Genomic DNA, 18509 nt, shown 5'->3' with positions numbered 1-18509 from the left:
GGCGGATTCCCGCATTGATGGAGGCCCCGATGGCTGCCTATAACCTGCGCCAACTCAGATATTTCGTCACCACGGCCGAGTGCGGCAGCGTGGCCGAGGCCTCGCGCAAGCTGTATATCGCGCAACCGTCGGTCTCCACGGCGATCAAGCAGTTGGAAGACAGTTTTGGCGTGCAACTGTTTATCCGTCATCACGCCCAGGGCGTGTCGCTGACGCCCAGCGGCGCACGCTTCTATCGCAAGGCGTTGGAGCTGCTGCGGGTGGCGCATGAGTTCGAGCAGAACGCCCTGGCGGACAATGACGTGGTGGCGGGGCAGATCGATATCGGCTGCTTTGAAACCGTGGCGCCGTTATACCTGCCGCGGCTGATCGCTGGCTTCAAGGCGCGTTGGCCGGGGGTGGAAATCCGCATCCGCGATGGTGAGCAACAAGAATTGGTGCAGGCGCTGACGGCAGGCAGCATCGACGTGGCGATGCTGTTCGAGCACGACCTGGGCGCCACCATCGAGACCACGCCGTTGATGCCGCCGCAGCAGCCTTATGCGCTGTTGCCGGCCGATCATCGTTTTGCGCAACAGGCCAAGGTGTCGCTGGCAGATCTGGTGCTGGAACCGATGATTCTGCTGGACGTACTGCCGAGCCGCACTTACTTCGTAAGCATCTTTGAAGAGCGTGGGTTGACGCCGAATATCGTGTTCAGCTCGCCGTCGATCGAGATGGTGCGGGGGATGGTGGGGCGGGGGTTCGGGTTTTCGATTCTGGTGACCAAGCCGTTCACCGAATACACCTACGATGGGCAAAAGGTGGTGTGCGTGCCATTGGCCGAAACTGTCACGGGTTCCGGCTTGTCGGCGGTATGGCTGCGCCGCGCACCGCTGACCAAGCCGGTGCAGTTGTTCGTTGACCACTGCCGAGAAGAACTCGCCCGTTTACTAGGCTGACACACACATTGTCTCATTCGGCGGGGCCGACATTAACATTGCGTCGGTGCTGCAGTTGATCTTCAATTTGCTGGGCTGCACGGTTTATTTTTTGCGCCAGGCTCGGTTCCTGACCATCGGATAAAGAATAGTTTCAAGTGTTTACTCTTGTTCAGAAGAGGGATACTTCAGCTCGGACGTACGACAGCAATGTTGCCAGCATCCCACCTTGACTCTCCCCAGGACGCAGTGCGCCCTGGGGGAACGAGTCACCTGCGCGACGGCGAGGGCCGGCAAACGTGTCTGACCGATGGCGGCCCGAGCCGGGCAATCATTAATCTTCTGGGCCGTAATTCCTGATGCCTTCTATCCGTAGCCAGTCATCAAATGTCTGTGTCGTCTTGTTTACTCGCGATAGGTATTCTTGACTATAGGTGCCATCGGTCTTGTCTGGATGGAAGTTGTAGCTGAAGGTCATTGAGTTCATTGGCCCATCTCCGTAATCCAGATCGCTGGATTCCGGTTGCCCAATTGTCACTTGGACATCGTTGCGCCTGGCGGCTTCAGAGAGCAGGTCGATGACCCTGGGATAGGCTTCTTCTCTAACAGTAATACGGGCGGATTCTTTGTTCGGTGTCTCGGTGGGGGAGGCCAAGCGCAATGCTTCAGGTGTCGCTTGAAGTGCGAAGGTAGAAAAAGAGGAATGAATGTTGGTCATAGATATACCTGAGCGTGAAGTGGGTAGGGTGAAAATTTATATACGTTTGACAGGGCAAGCATGTGCAGCACTGAATGATTATTCAGTGAATGCTTCAATTGCGCTGAAGTATTATTGGGCCGGTGCGTAGTTTTGGATTCCCGCACTTCTCATCCTACCTTCGAACATTCGCTTTGCACTTTCTGTTTTTTTCAAATAGTCGGGGCTGAAGGTGCCATCGGCCCGGTCCGGAAGGAAATTGAATTTAATAGTGTTGTAGGTCCCTTCTCCGCCGCCATAGTCACCCACCGTGCTTTGATCGAATTCTTGTTCAACTTTGACGCGGTTCCACCTGGCGGCATCTTCGAAAAAATCCAATGCATCAGCTCGGTCTTCCTGCTTTACAGTGAATTGGTGGAAGGTGGATTGGGGGTGCGGCGCGCTTGAGCGAACGGCACGCACCTGGCTCTCTGTGTCAACCCACGAAGTAGGCGATGAAGTTGAAATGCTACTCATGTTAAATACCTGATGATCAATTAGGATGTGCGGCTCAATTGGTCGCCTTCATGAGTGGTGTACAAGTTTTGTGGGTTCCGGGAGATTAATTCACAATTATGTCGGAATATTTATTTGATGGTGATCAGCAAGTTTTTTATATTTGAAACGCCAGACGGCTACATCATCATTGGTTAGTCTGGCGTATGTGCGCTCGATTCAATTGCGAAGTGCGTTCAGCATCCGTTGCAGCATGACGTTGCAGCTCTCAAGTTGCTCAACACTGACAAACTCATCCGGCTTATGCCCCTGGTCCATGCTCCCAGGCCCGCACACCACCGTGGGAATGCCCACTGCATCAAACAACCCGCCTTCCGTACCAAATGCCACCGTGCCGAACTCCCGCGAACCGGAAAACGCCGCAATCAACTGCGCCGCCTGACTGCGTTCATCGGTGACCAGCCCAGGGTAGGCCGACAACTCGGTAAAGCGAATCGCACTCTGCGCATTCACCACCTGCATGCGCGGCAACACCTGCTGTTCGGCGTAGGCCTTCAACTCGTCAGCCACTTCGGCCGGGTCCTGCGACGGCAACGCTCGCACCTCAAAATCAAACCGACAATCCGCCGGTACGATATTCAGTGCTTTGCCGCCGCTGATCACGCCGGTTTGCACCGTGCTGAACGGCGGATCAAACCGCGCATCCTGGGTCTCCCGCAGGCGCTGGCCTATCCGACCCAGCTCACCGATCAGCTCGGCAGCATGCTCAATCGCATTCACTCCATAGGGGGCATAGGCCGAATGACACGCCTCGCCGTGCACGTCGCAACGCATCGCCAGCTTGCCCTTGTGGCCGAGCACGGGCTTGAGTTCGGTGGGTTCGCCGATGATGCACAGCATCGGTTTCACTGGCCGCTCTTCAAGCACCTTGAGCAACGAACGCACGCCCAGGCAACCGACTTCCTCGTCATAGGACAAGGCGATGTGCACCGGCATACGCAACGGCGCCGCGACCAACGCCGGCACCAGTGCCAACACGCAGGCAATGTAGCCCTTCATGTCAGCGGTGCCCCGGCCGAACAGCTTGCCGTCGCGCTCGGTCAGCTCGAACGGCGGCACGGTCCAGGGCTGGCCGTCCACCGGCACCACGTCGGTATGCCCCGACAGCACAATCCCCGGCAGCTCAACCGGACCCACGCTGGCAAACAGGTTGGCCTTGCTGCGCTCTTCGTTGTAGACCAACTCGCTGGCCACGCCGAAACCCGCCAGGTAATCGCGCACAAACTCGATCAATTGCAGGTTGGACTCGCGACTGGTGGTATCAAACCCCACCAGCGTCTGCAGCAGTTCACGGCTGGTGCTCATCGGTCGTCTCCGGCCACGCCGTAGCCAGGCGAGCGGTCCGGGGCGAGGGCGCGGTCAATGTAGTCCTGTACCTGTGGGCGATAGGCGTCCCAGAGTTTTTGCAGTTCAAGGATCGGCTGTTCATCGGCCCAATCCACGCGCAGGTTGATAATCGGCCAGGTCAGTTCGCCCACCACCACCAGTGCGGCGGAATGCACCGGGCCGGCTTCGCCGCCAGCAGCGATGGCGCCGTGCATCGCCGCCAGCAGCCGGTCCGCCAATTGGCCTTCGCCGTGCTCAAAAGCCGTGACCATCGCCTCGATCACCGCACGGTCGGCGAGCATATTGCCCGCTGCCACGCACTGTTCGCCCGACACGGCATTGTGGGTGCCGAGGGTTTCGCTGCCGCTGAAATGCACGCTGCGGCCCAGGTGATCAATCGCCGTCAGTTGCCGGTACTGGCTGTAGCCGTTGCGCGTCAGCGCCTTGTCGATCGCGTCGGCGGGTGCGAGGCCTTGCTCCAGCAGGTCCAGTACGTCCGGGCCCAGCGCCGGTAATGTGATGTTCTGGGTCGACACCGCACCCACGCCGGGCCGCAGCCACGGGCACCGGGCGCCCACGGCAATGCTCGATGAGCTGATGGCAATGCCCAGCTGGCCGGTATCGGCGCAACGGCCGACGATTGAAAAGGTCATGTTCGGCTCCTTACTCGGGAATAACGGCGATCACATCGATTTCCATCAACCACTGCGGCTGGCCCAGGGCCGACACCACCAGCCCGGTGGAAATCGGGAACACGCCCTTGAGCCACTTGCCGACTTCCTGGTACACCGGTTCGCGGTAGCGCGGGTCGATCAGGTAAGTGGTGGTCTTGACGATGTGCGACAGGTCGCTGCCGGCTTCTTCCAGCAGTTGCTTGACGTTTTTCATGGCTTGCTCGGCCTGGGCGCGCGGATCGCCCAGGCCGATCAGGTTACCCTCGAAATCCGTACCGACCTGGCCGCGCACATACACGGTATTGCCGGCGCGCACGGCCTGGCACAGGTCGTTGTCCAGGCTCTGGTTGGGATAGGTTTGCTTGGTGTTGAACATGCGGATGCGAGTGTGAGTAGGCATCAAAAAACTCCGGCAATAAAAGGGGTCAGGCGCTGACAGGGGATGGGCGAACCACTGGCACGGCTTCGCGGTATTCAAGGTATTGACGCTGGATGGCGATGTGGTCGGCCACGTATTTTGCGTCGTGCCAAACTCCCCAGATAAACGACGAGCCCCGGCGCGATTGCCACGGCAAGCCGAGGAAGTAGACCCCGGCTTCGCTGGACACGCCGCGCTGGTGCTGGGGCTTGCCGGCTTCGTCGAAGGCCGCGACTTTCAACCAGCTGTAGTCCACGGCGAACCCGGTGGCCCAGATGATCGAGGTGACCCCGGCCTTGGCCAGGTCCAGTTCCAGGATCGGGTGCTTGATGCAGTCCGCATCGGGGAATACGCGGCGGGCTTCGGGCTCCAGCGGCAGGTCCAGGCCGTTACGCTCGATATAGGCATCGGCGGCATCCAGCAGGGCCAGGTAGTTTTCATCGCCGCGTGCCAGGTTTTCCACCAGGTTCGGTTGGAAGCTCGCGACGCCACCGTTGAAGGCTTGGGTCAGGCCGACCAGGGTCATGCCTTGCTGGGCCAGCTCACGGAAGTCGATGGTCTTGCCGCCGTGTGCGCCGCTGACCGCAATGGTCACATGCTCCCGCCCAGGTTTCATGGCGGCCTGGTCCCACTCGCCCAGCACGCCCAGCCACCAGCAGAAGTCACGGTTACGGTAGGCGCGGGGCGGGCGGTCGTGGGCACCGACCGAGAGGTATACCTGGCGCCCGGAGCGCTGCAATTCATCGGCGATCTGCACGCCGGAGGAACCCGCGCCCACTACCAGTACGGCGCCGGCCGGCAGTTGCGCGGGGTTGCGATAGTCAGCTGAATGGATCTGATGCAGCGCAGTGTCTTTCGGCGCGATGGCCGGGATCACGGGTTTCTGGAACGGTCCGGTGGCGGCGACCACACGGTTGGCTTCGATGACCCCTTCGCTGGTGTGCACGGTGAAGCCAGGGCGCCCGACATTGCGTACCACGGACAGCACATCCACGCCGGTTCGGATCGGCGCGTTGAACTTGCGGGCATAGGCTTCAAAGTAATCCGCCACGCACTCTTTTGGCGCAAAACCATCCGGGGCGACGGTGTCGAATTCCAGCCCTGGAAAGCGGTCATGCCAGGCCGGCCCGTTGGCCACCAGTGAATCCCAACGGCCGGTGCGCCAGCGCTCGGCAATGCGGCTGCGCTCCAACACCAGGTGGGGCACGCCTTGCTTGCTCAAATGTTCGCTCATGGCCACGCCAGCTTGACCGGCGCCTACCACCAGCGTGTCTGTTTTTGTTATTGCTTCAGTCATGTCTCTGTCCTTGCGTAATGCAGTTGGATTCAGCGTTGGCATGACTTCAAGGCTAGGGGGAGGGGGGTTATAAATAAAATATTATTAAGCTGGGAAGTGAGCATAAATATCGGATGCAGAGATGACCAAGAGACTGGCGAGCTGCCTGTGCGGCAAGCCCGCTCACCACTAGAACTCCCCGGAATACTTCACTGCCGCCGCTGCCCGCGACGGCACATCCAGTGTGCGCAACAGCGACGACACATGGATGCGCACCGTAAACGGTGAGATATCCAGGGCCTTGGCGATTTCCTTGTTGGTCTTGCCCTGGGCGATCAGACGCAGCACGTCCTGCTGGCGGGCGGTGAGGGTGTGAGTGCCCAGCGGCAGCAGGCCGGAAGGGGCGAATTTGACCAGCACCTCGCCTTCGCGGATGGCCAGCAGGGCCTGACCGATCTCGTCGGGGGCGATGTTCTTGCCGATGAAGCCGTCTGCGCCCAGGGCCATTACTTGGTCGATCAATGCCGGGTCATCCACCATCGACACGACGATCAACGTGGTGCGCCGCAGTTGCTGGCGCAGTTCGACCAGTTGGCTCATGCAGGTCAGGCCGGGAAAGCGCAGATCGAGGATCAGGGTATCAACCTCGCCGCCTGCGCGGATCAGCGCGTGCACTCCCTCAAGGTCCCCGGTTTCCTGCACCACGGCATCCGGCAGCAAGCGCTGCACCGTGCGCAGCATGGCTTCGCGAAACATCGGGTGGTCGTCGGCGATGATGATACGGCCGGTCATGTGGGTGCTCCTTCCTGGGGCAAGGGTGTGCAGTTGCATGCTACCTTACCACCGCGCCCAGGGCCTGCCTGCGGTGTGTGAAGGAATTGATGACTGCCGCACAAGGATGTAACCCCATGAGTCTTGAGACCAACTCCGAACTCGACCAGGCCAACCTGCGCATCGTGGTGGCCAGCATCGCGATTGTCTACATCGGCGCACTGGGCTTCCTGCCCGGACAGTCGGTGGACACCTACCTGCCGGTGATCCTGTATATCTTTCTGTTCCTGCTGGCCTCCATCGTATTGCGCCAGGTGATTGTACGTTGGCCGGGGCATTACCCGGCGCGGCGGATCTTCGGGATGATCCATGACTACACCGGCACCTCGTTCGGCATGGTGGTCGGTGGCGAGGCGGCGTTGCCGCTGTATGCGGTGATGGTGTGGGTCAACCTGGGCAATGGCATGCGCTACGGCTCGCGTTACCTGGCAATTGCCACGGCGTTGGCGTTGCTGGCATTGTTGGTTGTGTATCGGCTGACACCCGTGTGGCAGGCGCAACCCTTCATGGTGCTGATGCTGATGATCACCAGCACGGTGATCCCGGTATATGCGCACATTCTGCTGGAGCGCACGCGCAAGGCGTCCGAGCAAGCCATCGCCGCCAACCTGGAAAAATCCCGTTTTCTCGCCCAGGCCAGCCACGATCTGCGCCAGCCCATCCACTCTATCGGCCTGTTCACTGCCTGCCTGCGCGAAGCCCGGCTGGGCGATGAAGAACGTCGCCTGGTGGACAATATCGACCGTTCCCTGCTTAACGTATCGCAGCTGTTCCGCTCGATTCTGGACCTCTACACCCTCGACAATGGCCGCCTGATGCCCAAGTACCAAGCGGTGCATTTGGGCGAGTTCCTCGTCGATCTGGTGCGCCAGAACGCCGAGGCCGCGCGTTGGGCGGGCGTTGAGCTGCGCCTGCGCCCGTGCGCGCACTGGGTGCTGGTCGACCCGGCGCTGCTGGCGACCATGGTTCAGAACGTGCTGTCCAATTGCTTCAAGTACGGCGCGCAGCGTCCGGTGCTGATCGGCGTGCGCATTCGCGGCGGCGGCTTGGCGGTGGAGATTCATGACCGGGGGCGGGGGATTGCCGAGGAGCATCTGTCAAAGGTCTTCGAGGAGTTTTATCGGGTACGCCACCTGCGTGACAAAGACGTCGAAGGCGTGGGCCTCGGGCTGTCCATCGTCAAGCGCCTGGGGCAGTTGATGGGTGTGCAAGTGAGCCTGCGCTCACGGGTGGGCCACGGCACTTCCGTGAGCCTGTATGGCCTCACCCTGGCCACCGCGCCGCGTGCACCTGCACCGCGCGATGACACGCGCCAGGCCGGGTTGCTCACCGGTTTGAAGGTGTGCTTGGTCGAAGATGACCACAACGTGCTGCTCGCCACTCAGGCGCTGCTGGAGCGTTGGGGCTGCGAGGTTCAGGGCGAATCTTCGGGGCGTGACCTGGTCAGCGACTGCGACATCATCGTCGCCGACTACGACCTGGGTAACCACGCCACTGGCATCGAATGCATCGATGCCCTGCGCAAACAACGCGGCTGGGCCGTCCCGGCGCTGATCCTCACCGGGCACGATGTGGAGAAAATCCAGGCCGCGTTGCACGACCGTCAGATCGCCATTCTCTCCAAACCCGTGCGTCCCGCTGAACTGCGCGGAGTTCTGCGGGACCTGAGCCAGGGGACGGTTACTGGGTGAAGCCCTGCAGTGGGTTGCCGCGTGCGCCTTTGGGCTGGCAGTAGGCGGCAGGTTTCATCATGCCGAAGCTGGCCACGGCAAACATGCCTCCGCTGGCACCGCTGGGCACCGAGCAGTTGTACTCGCCAGATGCTGCGCTGGCGACGTAGTAGGTGGTCATCGAATCGCTGCGTACATTGGAGATACGCTTAACGGGTTCGCCCAGGTTGGTTTCCGACAAGGTCTTGAGGTGGTCTTCGGTAGGCTTGATGTTGCTGCAGCCGGCCACACCAATAATCAGGGCGCCCAGCAGGGTGAGGCGGGTAACGCAGGATTGCAGTTTCATGGTACTTCTTCCTTGGGGTTGTTATGGTTTTTCCAGCGCACAACACGCCCACGCGCAAGAGATGCACGGTGCCGGAAGAGCGTTGGAAGTGCCGGGGAATATAGCGCCGCAGGGGGGAGGGGTCGATTAGCACAAGTGTGCTAATGGCACGATGATTTCATGGAAGGAGCGTCAAATGCTGGAGATAAAACGAGCGACCCCAGAGGATACCCAAGTGGCGTTCGACGTCCGCTTGCAGGCCATTCGCAGCCAATGCATTGGCGCCTATACGTGCGAGCAAATGCTGCTGTGGACACGGGGCAAGGCCGAGTTGCGCGGGTACTGGCGATGCAGACCGTGGTGCTGGATGCGACGTTGAATGCGGCGAGTTTTTATCGGGCGTGTGGGTATGTGGGGGATGAACAAGCGGTTTATCACTCGCCGTCGGGTCTGGAGTTGGCGTGTATCCCGATGACAAAGCACCTGATCCCTGAACCGCTCATTATTGACCGGCGAAAGCTGCGTGCAACCGCTCAATGACTTGATGCACAGTGTCTCCCTGAACGTCCGGTGGGGTGAGACTTTCGCCAAACTCACGCCAGACCGACAGCCTTCGTGCCACGGTCGAGCTGCTCAGCGAGCGTTTTCACCTGATGACGCAGCCACCGGCAAGTGGCCTGATCCTTTGCGATACACCCCACCCAACTCCCGCGCCAACCCAATGAAATTCTGCAACGGCGCCGAGGGATTGAACGTGCGCCGCACCAGTGTGATCGGCGCCAGCAGCTTGGGCTGTGCGTCCTTGATCCGGCAATACACCACGCTTTCGCGGTGCACATCACGCATCGACGCCGGCACCACCGAAATGCCTTCACCGGCCGCCACCAGGCTGACGTTGGTGAGCATGCGTTCCACCTCAAAGGCGATTTTCGGTTCGAAACCGGCGTTCTGGCAGGCCTTGATCAGGTTGGCGTACATGCCCGGTGCGCCAGGGCGGCGTACCAGGATGAAGCGCTCATCCTTGAGGGCCGTGAGAGCAATGGCGCTGCCGGAGGTGTTCAGCAGCGGGTGGCCGATGGGCAGGGTCAGCAGCATTTCTTCATTGAGCAGTCGATGGAACGTCAGGCTCTGGTGGGTGCTGACCGGGGCGCGGAGAATGCCGATGTCGATGCGTTTTTCGACGCTGTCTTCGGTCACTTCGCGGGCACTGCCTTCGTTGATCGACAGTTCCACACCGGGGTAGCGCTCACGGTAGGCGCGGATGATCCGCGGGATCAACGGGTGGGCGGCGGCGGAGCTGGTGAAGCCGATCACCAGTGTGCCTTCTATACCCTGGGCGGCGCGGGAGGCTTTGAGCGAACCCTGTTCGACACGCGCCAGGATGATCCGTGCTTCGTCGAGAAACACCAGGCCGCCGGCGGTGAGATCGACACCCTTGGGGTGACGCTTGAACAGGTCGAACCCCAACTCGGTTTCGAGGGCGCGGATCTGTTGGCTGAGGGGCGGTTGCTGCATGTTCAGGCGCGCGGCGGCACGGGTGAAATGTCGCTCTTCAGCCACCATGATGAAATAGCGTAAATGGCGAAGTTCCATGGTGGTATATCCCGTGACAAGACTTTATTATCTGCGGCCGGCAGTGACCGTGGCGCCCAATATGCCCAAAGCGGCAAGAGGCGACAATAACAATAAATAAAAACACGCTGGAGTACTGATGCCGACCCGATATGCCAAGAATGGAACCCTGCCTATTCTGATTGCCATCGCACTTGGCATGGCGTTGGGCTTGGTTTATCCGGACCTGGCGATTGATATGAAAGTGCTCAGCGACGCTTTTATCAAGATGGTCGGTTGGTTGATGCCCTTCCTGTTGTTTGTGCTGGTGTCTACCGGTGTCGCCGGTATCAAGCGCGAACCCCATCACCGCCATGTCGTACGGCGGATCATTGTGTATTTCCAGTTGATGTCCTGCGCCGCGCTGATGCTGGGCATGGCCACCGGCTGGGTGTTCAACCTGGAGCACAACGCGCTGCCGACGCCGCCGGTGCCGTCGGAAAGCTTCCTGCATGAGCTGTCGCTGCTGTCTGCCTCCTCGACGTTGTACCGTGTGTTTACCCAGAGCCTGGTCTTGCAAGTGATGTTCGCCGCAGTAGTCTGCGGGTTGCTGCTGGGGCGGGGCAGTGCGCTCGGCAATCGTTGCTTGGGCCCACTGGAGACGGGGGTGCAAGGGCTGTTCTACCTGCTGCGCATTATTCTCACGTTTGCCCCGTTGGCAGCGTTTGGGGCGATGGCATTCGTGGTGGGTAAATACGGTGTGAGTTCAGTATTGCCCCTGTTGAAGTTTGTCGTGGTTATTTATCTGGTGAGTGCACTTTTTGTGCTGTTAGTGTTTGCCACGATTACCCGTTTGGTGGGCGTGAAGTTATCCCGATTGATTGTGTATTTAAAAGAAGAGTTCTTGCTGGTGACATTTACCGGCTCTTCTGTCGCCGCACTTGCAGGCTGCGTGAATAAACTTGAAGCGCTGGGCTGCGACCGTCAATTAGTGCGCCTGGTGCTGACTACCGGCTACACCTTCAACCTGGCCGGCACCAACCTGTACCTCACCACCGCGATCATGTTCCTGGCCCATATGGCCGGGGTCGAGATTGCCTTGTCGACGTTGCTCGCAGTGCTGGTGATCTGCCTGGTGACATCGCTGGGCGCCACCAGCGTGGCGGGCTCGGCGCTGTTCACTTTGATCGCCACCTTGAACATCCTGCAACTGGTGCCGCTGGAAGGGGTGGGGTTGCTGCTGGGCGTTGAACGTCTGATGAAGTGCCGCTCGCTGACCAATGTGCTGGGCAACTGCGTGGCGTGCCTGGCGATTTGTGGGTGGCAGCGATCGATTGATCGAGAAGCGCTGCACACCCAACTGACCCATCACTCTCTATAGGCGCCGCGTCAGCCTTTTAGTTTATCGAACGCCTTATCGAGGTTGTCCTCAGCCCCCTTGAGCTTCTCACGCCGCTCTTTCAACCACTGCTGATCCCCCTCCAGCGTCTTGCGTGCCTCCACCAGCATGCGCTTGACCTCCTGCGGCTGCGGCCCACCCGTGCCTTTGCGGGTCTGCACCATGGTGGTCGGCGACAGCGCCGCACGGAAGCCTGCCTCATCCAGCGGCAGGGTATTTGGCGTCCACTTGTACTTGTCCGCTGCTTGGCTATACAGCTTCTGCGCGTCGGCGTATGGGAAGGTTTTAGGCGTGGTGCCGTTGCTGCGCGCCTCGGTGACGATCAGCGAGGCAAAGCTGTGACCAATCCGGAACGGCACCTTGAACTGGCGCTCCAGGGTGTCGGCCAGTTCCATCGAGGTGGTCCATTCCGACTCCAGCTCTTCCAGCGCGCGCTGCGGGTTGATCTGCAGCGCGTCGAGCACGGCATCCAGGCTTTCGAACATTTCCTTGGTGGAGCGGAAGACGCCGAGGGAATCAAACGCAAATTTGTAGTCGGTCATACCGGTGGTGACGTTGTGCGCGCGCAAGGTCACCGCCTGGGCCAGGCCAACCACATCCGAGGCGTTTTCGCGGGCACGCATCAGCAGGCCAGGGTTGCGTTTTTGCGGCATCGCGCTGCTGGTGTAAGTGGCTTCTTCATCCAGCAGTAACCACGGACGGATCTGGTGATACTGGGTGTGGATGTCGCCAATCATGGCGCCGACGCGAATGGCCGATGACGACGCGAGGTTGGCCGCTTCGATCGGAATGTCATAGGTGGATACCTGGCTGGAATCCAACGAATTCTCGCGCACGCCATCAAAGCCCAGCAACTCGGCCAGGCGCTCGCGGTTCAGCGGGTAAGCCGAGTTGGCCAGCACGGCGGTGCCCATCGGGCTCTTGTTCAACCGGGTGTACAGCTCGCGGATGCGCTGGCCGTCGCGGTCGAACGCGGCTTCAAATGCCAGCAGGTAATGCGCATAGCTGATCGGCATGGCCTGCACGCCGTTGGTGTAGGCGGGCACCAGGGTGTCGATGTTTTTGTCGGCAATGTTCAGCAAGCGCAGACGCGTGGCGTTAAGGGCTTCGCTGTAGGCCAGCACTTGGCTGCGCAGGACAGCCAGGCGGTAGGTGGCGAGCATGTCCTGACGGCTGCGGCCGGAGTGGATCAGCGAGGCTTCGGGACCGACCTTGTCGGTCATGATTTTTTCCAGTTGCAGCACATCGCTGGGACGCGTGCCGCCGGGCTGGTCGGCCTGGGCAATTGCGTAGCGCACGCCGCCAGCGATCTTCTGGCCCATCTCGGGTTTGACGATGCCTTCTTCGGTGAGCATCACGATCGAGGCTTTGTTGATGCGGTTGAGCCAGGCGAATTGGGTCTGGGTGGGATCGCTTTTCGCCTTGTGCGCGGTTTGCGAGCTGTCCGGCGTGGCCCCGACTTTTGCTGCTTGGGCCGCGCATTGTTCGGTGGTTGTGCAGGGCAGCTCGCTGGTGTTGGCCGCATAGGCGCCAACGCTGGTGAACAGGGCAAAGGCCACGGCCAGGTGCAGCAGGCTTTTAAGAGCGCGGGGGGATGTGTTCACAGAAATACCCGATTTATTGTTGGAATTGTGAGCCGTCAGGCTATCGAGTCTGTTTTCAGATTGAAAATATAGAGTAAGTGTTGATGGCAGAGCTTTTAGATATGGTTCAAAAGCTCATGGGGTGGGCAGGCTTGTTGTCGCCAGCCTGCTCATCACACAGGTTCCATGCCTCAATGCATCTTGCTGTGATCCATCCCATCCACGCCACGGGCCGGGGCCTTCACTTCAATCGCCTGCTTTTCGCCCTTGGCATTTTGTACGGTGAGCGTCAGCGGTACCTGGTCGCCTTCCTTGATCTGGCCGGTCAGGCCCATCAGCATCACGTGGTCACCATTGGGGTCGAGGGTCACGGCCTTGCCGGCGGGCAGGGCGACCGAGTCCACTGGGCCCATGCGCATTACATCGTCTTTCATGCTCATTTCATGGATCTGCACGTCCTTGGCCACCGGTGAGGCCACGCTCAGCAGCTTGCTGTCGCTGTCGGCAGTGACGGTCATGAACGCACCGCTGGATGGCTGGCCCGGCACGGTGGCGCGTACCCAGGCGTCGGTCACTTGCACCTGTGCGCTGGCGTGCGCTGCAAGGCCCAGCAGGGTCATGCCGATGAGGGTGCGTTTGAGGGGTTGAACGGCAGTCATTAGCAGACCTCCATAACGGTGAGCAGGTCTTCTGCGCACTCTTTAGCGGTAAGGGATGCCTGCAGGCCCAGGCGCAGGTTGCCACGGGTGTCGAACACAAAACTGGTGGCGGTGTGGGACAGGGTGTAGGTATCGCCGGCGGGGATCTTTTCATAAAAGATCCCGAATTCCTTGGCGGCCACGGCGATTTCTTCCGCAGTGCCGTACAGCGCTTCGAAGCTGGGGTCGAAGGCCTTGACGTACTTGTCGAGAATCTCGGGGGTGTCGCGCTCCGGGTCCAGGGTGATAAACACCACCTGCATGATTTCGCCGTCGCGGCCCATCAACTTCTTGGCTTGGGCAGCGCGCGCCAGGGTGGTCGGGCACACGGCCGGGCACTGGGTGAAACCAAAGAACACCACCGGCATCAGGCCACGGAACGAACTCAAGGTGACGGTCTCGCCGTCGGTGTTCTTGAGCTTGAAGGTGCGACCCATGATCTTGTCGCTCAAGTCCTTGCCGTACTTGAAGTTCAGCTTGGGGCTGTAGTCACAGCCGCCCAGCAGGCTGCCCAGGCCCAGCAGGCCCATTCCGGTCAGCACTTTGCGGCGGGTGAATAAGGTACTCATCAACTGTGCATCCTGTGAAACGCCTGCATTGCTCTGGATCAATACGTCAGGCTTTGAGGGCGCCCAGTCTACCAACCCTGGGAAGTGCACGTAATCTGCGACGTTCTGCCACAGGGGCCTGTGGCACTTCATCCTTTTGCACCTCGGGTGGTAGAGTCGACGCCATGAAATTGAGTCACACCGACCGTTCCCTGATCGCCTGGACCCTGTACTTCTGCGTGCTGATGAACCTGTTCGTCTGCGGTTTGGGACATGGCCAGATGACGGGCCAGGCGTTGAATGGCATCGGCGGGGCATTCTGTTCGGTGGACGGCAAGCAGGCGCCACTTTCCGACAAAGGGTTGGGCAGCCCTTCTTTCAGCAACATTTCGAACTACTTTGCATGCCCGGTCTGCAACGCATTGACGGTTGCCCTGGTGTTTCTGGTGGGGCTGGCCTGGCTACTGGGCCTGGGGCGAACCCCGCGACCGGCCCATGAACGGCGCAACAAGGCGCCGCCGCGTTATTCATGGCCATCGGCCAACCCCCGCGCTTCCCCTGCATTCTGACGTATGCCTTGGGTCTCCTTTGACAGGGAGGCATTCCATCGTCATGACTATGAGTGCGTTTCATGAACCACCTATTGCCCGCAGGCGCCAGCCGCTTGGTCAGCAAGGCGTCGCGCCGCCTGCACGCCGAACCAGCGCCGCCTGAATACCCCAGTAATTGCCGCAGCTTCGTGCACTTGGATGCGCGTCTGTTGCCGTATTGGCACACCCTGTTCGATATCTGCCCGGCGCTGCTCAAGCTCGACCCGCCCGAGGGGCTGAACCTGTTTCGCAGTTTCATGACCTGGGCCTATCGTAACCGGCCGCCGCGGGACTGGACCTATCACTTGAATGTCTGCCGCTGGCTGCTGGGCTCGCCTTATCGGTTGCAGATCGACGACGAACCGATCGAGGCCTTCATGGCGGCAGCTGCCGCGCGTTGGGTCAATACGGATGAAAGCCAGGCCCACGGCGTAGTGCTGGCGTGGCAATCATCACGGGTGTTCGATTGGAAAGACGCGCACCTGGCCGTGGCCGAACATCAGGCGCTGCCACCGCCGCCCGGGGACTTCGTCTGGTGCCCATTGAGGGCGCCAAGTCACTTCACTGGGTGGTTACCGGTGCCTTGAGGTTCTTGCTTGAGCGAGGTTTATCTTCGCCGGGCTTATGGGTCTCAGCAGGCTTGGCTGGCTTGGGCGACTGTTTGTCGGCGCCTTTGCTTTTCTTGTCGCTGTCGGCGGGGCTGCTAGGGTAAGTCCCCGGTGGCAGGGCGGAACCGGCTGCACCACTACCATTCAAAGCGTTCGCAGCCGGTTCTGGGTTATCGCCGAATGCGGCGAGGGCAGGGCCGGTAAGCAGGGCTGACAGGCCGACGACGAGTAAAATCCTTTGGGACAATCTGGTCTTCATGACGCAATCCCCTATCGTGTGCATCAAGAGCCTGGACCACTTACCGGTTACCGGCTATGGCAGGCTCTGGTCATGCCTCGATCAAGCCGCCATGGGCTTGGTCGACTGCAATTTTTTATGTGCTGCTTTCATCGCTTCCATTTCAGCGCCCAGCTCTTCAAGTAGCGCTTTACCCAACAGTTTCTTGGCCTGCGGGAACATCTCGGCTTCTTCTTCCTCGATGTGGTGCTCCAGCAGCTCTTTGACTACTTTGACGCGACCAGAAAACTCCGTTGTCGAAGGTTCGGTCTGCTTCAAGTCCGGCAGAACCAGGGAGTCGACGGTGCGGTGCTCTTCCTTGGCCTCGTGGTACATGATGTCCTGTTCCTTGCCGCCCGCCTTCCTGAACGCCGGGTAGAGGATTTCTTCTTCCAGTTTGGTATGCAGGCTGATTTCCGCTTCAAGCTTGGCCAACAACTCAGTGCGTTTTTTTACCCCACGTTCGGTGGACTCACTCAACTGAGTCAGCAGGGCCTTTACGCGTTCATGGTCGGCTTTGAGCAGGTCAATCGCATTCATGGGTGACACCTCACGGGGAAATCAGGGCGTGTCGAAATGCACGCCTCGTCCACTATAAGAGTGCATCAGTTGTACCAACTTCAGATATTTGTAATTTTCTAGTTAATTCAATGGTCTACGATAAGTAGTCGGTGGAGTTCGTCGTGCAGGTTGCATGGTTTGGCCCTTGGCGCGTTGCATTCCACAACCTCGCTACATTGGCGCAAATTTTAATGAACCCTCGCGCCCAATGCTTGACCTAACGCATACGACCTAGGAGGTGAAGCATGGAAATTCAATATATCTGGATCGGGCTGGCAGTGATTCTGCTGCTGCTTGAATTGTGGGCGATCAACACCGTATTGCGCAGCACGGGGGGCTGGGAGTCAAAAGGCTTGTGGCTGGTGGTGCTGATTTTTGTACCGCTGATAGGCTTGATTGCCTGGGCGATGTTCGGGCCGAAACGCGAAATGGCCGAACAGCGTAAAAGTTAGGCAGACGAAAAAAACAGGCGCCCGTTGAGGCGCCTGTTTTCGTTCAGGGCGGTAGAATCAACGGGTCAGGGCTCTGGCAATCGCTTCATTGAATGCTGGCAAATCATCCGGTGTGCGCGAAGTGATCAGGGTCCAGCCATTGGCCTGGCATTCCTTGACTTCGGCATCGACCCAGCCGGCGGCGCCAGCGTTTTCCAGATCGATACGCACGCTCTTGTAGGAGGTCAGGGTCTTGCCCTTGATTACACCTGCATCAATCAATGCCCAGGGCCCGTGACAGATCGCTGCCACGGTTTTCCCCGCCTGCACGAACGCGTTGATCAGCTTCAATGCGGCCGCATCCTGGCGCAGCGTATCGGCATTCACCGTGCCGCCCGGGATCACCAGCGCGTCGAAATCAGCACCGGAGAGTTCTGACAGTTTCGCGTCGGATTCCACAGTCCGGTCCTTCTCGGTGTCACCGACAAAGGTTTGGGTGGTACCGCCTTCACTCGATCCATGGGTGACGGTGGCACCACGATCCCGCAGCGCTTCCAGGGGCTTGAGCAGTTCGTCGCGCTCGATGCCGGTGTTGGACGTGATGATAAGGATTTTTTTGCCGTTGAGTTGCGAACTCATGGTCGAGTGTCTCCTTTGTTCAACAGAAATTTAGTGGGCGTGCTTGGCTTGCAGCTCCTTGGCCATTTTCAAATGCGCTTCCAGGGTTGGCAGCGTCTTGGTCGCGAAAGCTTTCAACTCGGCATTATCCGAGGAGGCGGCTTCCTTCTTGAACAGTTCGACGGTTTTTTCATGGGCAGCCACTTGGTTGTTGGCGTAAGCCTTGTCGAACGATTCGTCACGCAGCTCCAGGATGGCCTTTTTGGCCTTGTCCGTCAGGGCCGCATCGTCCGGGACTTCGATGTCGAGCTTTTTCGCCAGAGCTACCAGTTCCTGGTTGGCCTTGGTGTGGTCGGTGACCATGTGCTGGGCAAAGGTCTTGACGTCGGCAGAGCTGCTTTTTTCCAAGGCCAGTTTGCCCGCCTCGACCTCGGTGATTCCACCTTGGGCGGCATTGTCGACGAAGTCGTTGGAAGTGGCAGCCATCGCGGCGGAAATCGAGCCGGCAACCAGTGCGAATGTCAGGCCCATCTGTTTCATCAGCGAAGTAGTCATAGTGGTGCTCCTTGAGAATGGCGAGATGCCGTTACCCCACAGTTGAGCCAGTAGCTGTGCAAAAGGTTTAAATTTTTTCTCGGTTATTTTGCGCGTGCAATTACCTTGAACTATCCAAACCCAACGGCCTCTGCTGCATAAGTGGCCGCGCTGCTTTGTGGCTTCAAATCACTTGGAGATAGACCATGACTGTCGATAAAACCCCAGCCCCTATCAGCTCCGAAGAAGCCCAGAAAGGCACTGATAAAGCCACCAAGGGCCAGACCCTGGAACGTCCGAACCCCAAGACTGGAACCGTCGACAAAGTGGTGACGCCCACCTCGATCAAAGACACCGAGCGCCAGACCGATGCCATCAACGAACAGGCCGCCAAGGCCGAGCGCAAGCTGGGCCACTGA

At 59.6% G+C, this 18509-nt stretch carries 23 protein-coding genes and 1 pseudogene; 8 read left to right on the top strand and 16 right to left on the bottom strand.

Features of this window, described 5'->3' with window-relative positions; translation table 11 throughout:
• The first annotated feature begins 29 nt into the window (after positions 1-29).
• On the top strand, positions 30-941 hold the full coding sequence (locus LVW35_RS15990; RefSeq protein ID WP_233891049.1) for a LysR substrate-binding domain-containing protein: 912 nt from the start codon (positions 30-32) through the stop codon (positions 939-941).
• Positions 942-1254: 313 nt separating this feature from the next.
• Here the strand turns inward: LVW35_RS15990 and LVW35_RS15985 are convergent, their stop codons facing one another.
• The 7 genes from LVW35_RS15985 to LVW35_RS15955 all read right to left on the bottom strand — a co-directional run bounded on the left by LVW35_RS15985 (position 1255) and on the right by LVW35_RS15955 (position 6658).
• Positions 1255-1638, bottom strand: a complete 384-nt coding sequence (locus tag LVW35_RS15985; RefSeq protein WP_233891048.1) for a hypothetical protein — start codon at positions 1636-1638, stop codon at positions 1255-1257.
• Between the two features lie 111 nt (positions 1639-1749).
• Positions 1750-2133, bottom strand: a complete 384-nt coding sequence (locus tag LVW35_RS15980; RefSeq protein ID WP_233891047.1) for a hypothetical protein — start codon at positions 2131-2133, stop codon at positions 1750-1752.
• A gap of 198 nt (positions 2134-2331) precedes the next feature.
• Entirely contained in the window at positions 2332-3477 is a 1146-nt protein-coding gene (gene argE, locus LVW35_RS15975; protein WP_233891046.1) for an acetylornithine deacetylase, read from the bottom strand.
• A complete protein-coding gene (locus LVW35_RS15970) occupies positions 3474-4151 on the bottom strand; it encodes a DUF1028 domain-containing protein (protein WP_233891045.1) in 678 nt (225 codons plus the stop codon). Before LVW35_RS15970 ends, argE begins: the two co-directional genes overlap by 4 nt.
• A gap of 10 nt (positions 4152-4161) precedes the next feature.
• Positions 4162-4572: a RidA family protein gene (locus tag LVW35_RS15965; protein WP_233891044.1), complete on the bottom strand. Its 411-nt coding sequence runs from the start codon at positions 4570-4572 to the stop codon at positions 4162-4164.
• Between the two features lie 25 nt (positions 4573-4597).
• On the bottom strand, positions 4598-5929 hold the full coding sequence (locus tag LVW35_RS15960) for a flavin-containing monooxygenase (RefSeq protein ID WP_442799561.1): 1332 nt from the start codon (positions 5927-5929) through the stop codon (positions 4598-4600).
• A 126-nt stretch (positions 5930-6055) separates the two neighbouring features.
• A complete protein-coding gene (locus LVW35_RS15955; protein ID WP_233891042.1) occupies positions 6056-6658 on the bottom strand; it encodes a LuxR C-terminal-related transcriptional regulator in 603 nt (200 codons plus the stop codon).
• A 116-nt stretch (positions 6659-6774) separates the two neighbouring features.
• On the opposite strand from LVW35_RS15955, the gene LVW35_RS15950 reads away from it, so the two are divergent.
• On the top strand, positions 6775-8388 hold the full coding sequence (locus LVW35_RS15950) for an ATP-binding response regulator (protein ID WP_233891041.1): 1614 nt from the start codon (positions 6775-6777) through the stop codon (positions 8386-8388).
• Here LVW35_RS15950 and LVW35_RS15945 read toward each other — a convergent pair.
• On the bottom strand, positions 8378-8713 hold the full coding sequence (locus LVW35_RS15945; protein ID WP_233891040.1) for a hypothetical protein: 336 nt from the start codon (positions 8711-8713) through the stop codon (positions 8378-8380). The two genes, LVW35_RS15950 and LVW35_RS15945, sit on opposite strands and share 11 nt — an antisense overlap.
• A gap of 175 nt (positions 8714-8888) precedes the next feature.
• Here LVW35_RS15945 and LVW35_RS15940 point away from each other — a divergent pair.
• Positions 8889-9232: pseudogene (locus LVW35_RS15940) on the top strand (hypothetical protein).
• A 93-nt stretch (positions 9233-9325) separates the two neighbouring features.
• Here the strand turns inward: LVW35_RS15940 and LVW35_RS15930 are convergent.
• Positions 9326-10285: a LysR substrate-binding domain-containing protein gene (locus LVW35_RS15930; protein WP_233891039.1), complete on the bottom strand. Its 960-nt coding sequence runs from the start codon at positions 10283-10285 to the stop codon at positions 9326-9328.
• 118 nt (positions 10286-10403) lie between these two features.
• On the opposite strand from LVW35_RS15930, the gene LVW35_RS15925 reads away from it, so the two are divergent.
• The gene (locus LVW35_RS15925; RefSeq protein WP_233891038.1) at positions 10404-11624 is read left to right on the top strand and encodes a cation:dicarboxylate symporter family transporter; all 1221 of its coding nucleotides are present in this window, start codon (positions 10404-10406) and stop codon (positions 11622-11624) included.
• Positions 11625-11632: 8 nt separating this feature from the next.
• Here LVW35_RS15925 and LVW35_RS15920 read toward each other — a convergent pair whose 3' ends face one another.
• The 3 genes from LVW35_RS15920 to LVW35_RS15910 all read right to left on the bottom strand — a co-directional run bounded on the left by LVW35_RS15920 (position 11633) and on the right by LVW35_RS15910 (position 14492).
• On the bottom strand, positions 11633-13246 hold the full coding sequence (locus LVW35_RS15920; protein WP_233891037.1) for an argininosuccinate lyase: 1614 nt from the start codon (positions 13244-13246) through the stop codon (positions 11633-11635).
• Between the two features lie 170 nt (positions 13247-13416).
• Positions 13417-13884, bottom strand: a complete 468-nt coding sequence (locus LVW35_RS15915) for a copper chaperone PCu(A)C (protein ID WP_233891036.1) — start codon at positions 13882-13884, stop codon at positions 13417-13419.
• Positions 13884-14492 (bottom strand): SCO family protein, encoded by a 609-nt coding sequence (locus tag LVW35_RS15910; protein ID WP_233891035.1) that lies wholly within the window; start codon positions 14490-14492, stop codon positions 13884-13886. The genes LVW35_RS15915 and LVW35_RS15910 overlap by 1 nt, the downstream gene beginning before the upstream one ends.
• Before the next feature lie 164 nt (positions 14493-14656).
• On the opposite strand from LVW35_RS15910, the gene LVW35_RS15905 reads away from it, so the two are divergent.
• Together LVW35_RS15905 and LVW35_RS15900 are read left to right on the top strand one after the other, a co-directional pair.
• Positions 14657-15040: a DUF2946 domain-containing protein gene (locus tag LVW35_RS15905; protein ID WP_233891034.1), complete on the top strand. Its 384-nt coding sequence runs from the start codon at positions 14657-14659 to the stop codon at positions 15038-15040.
• A gap of 62 nt (positions 15041-15102) precedes the next feature.
• The gene (locus tag LVW35_RS15900; protein ID WP_233891033.1) at positions 15103-15648 is read left to right on the top strand and encodes a putative natural product biosynthesis protein; all 546 of its coding nucleotides are present in this window, start codon (positions 15103-15105) and stop codon (positions 15646-15648) included.
• On the opposite strand, the gene LVW35_RS15895 is transcribed toward LVW35_RS15900, so the two are convergent.
• Both LVW35_RS15895 and LVW35_RS15890 read right to left on the bottom strand, forming a co-directional pair.
• Complete coding sequence (locus LVW35_RS15895; RefSeq protein ID WP_233891032.1) at positions 15623-15928, bottom strand: hypothetical protein; 306 nt, start codon at positions 15926-15928, stop codon at positions 15623-15625. The genes LVW35_RS15900 and LVW35_RS15895 overlap by 26 nt on opposite strands.
• An 81-nt stretch (positions 15929-16009) precedes the next feature.
• The gene (locus LVW35_RS15890) at positions 16010-16486 is read right to left on the bottom strand and encodes a hemerythrin domain-containing protein (RefSeq protein ID WP_233891031.1); all 477 of its coding nucleotides are present in this window, start codon (positions 16484-16486) and stop codon (positions 16010-16012) included.
• Between the two features lie 266 nt (positions 16487-16752).
• On the opposite strand from LVW35_RS15890, the gene LVW35_RS15885 reads away from it, so the two are divergent.
• On the top strand, positions 16753-16959 hold the full coding sequence (locus LVW35_RS15885; RefSeq protein ID WP_233891030.1) for a PLDc N-terminal domain-containing protein: 207 nt from the start codon (positions 16753-16755) through the stop codon (positions 16957-16959).
• Between the two features lie 57 nt (positions 16960-17016).
• Here LVW35_RS15885 and LVW35_RS15880 read toward each other — a convergent pair whose 3' ends face one another.
• On the bottom strand, positions 17017-17577 hold the full coding sequence (locus LVW35_RS15880; RefSeq protein WP_233891029.1) for a type 1 glutamine amidotransferase domain-containing protein: 561 nt from the start codon (positions 17575-17577) through the stop codon (positions 17017-17019).
• A 30-nt stretch (positions 17578-17607) separates the two neighbouring features.
• On the bottom strand, positions 17608-18111 hold the full coding sequence (locus LVW35_RS15875) for a DUF4142 domain-containing protein (protein ID WP_233891028.1): 504 nt from the start codon (positions 18109-18111) through the stop codon (positions 17608-17610).
• A gap of 185 nt (positions 18112-18296) precedes the next feature.
• Between LVW35_RS15875 and LVW35_RS15870 the strand changes: the two genes are divergently transcribed.
• Entirely contained in the window at positions 18297-18509 is a 213-nt protein-coding gene (locus LVW35_RS15870) for a hypothetical protein (protein ID WP_233891027.1), read from the top strand.

The sequence above is a fragment of the Pseudomonas sp. HN11 genome (assembly GCF_021390155.1).
In the GTDB taxonomy this organism is placed as follows: domain Bacteria; phylum Pseudomonadota; class Gammaproteobacteria; order Pseudomonadales; family Pseudomonadaceae; genus Aquipseudomonas.
The sequence above is the reverse complement of the archived record's forward strand: the minus strand, read 5'-3'. Positions and strand labels throughout refer to the sequence as shown.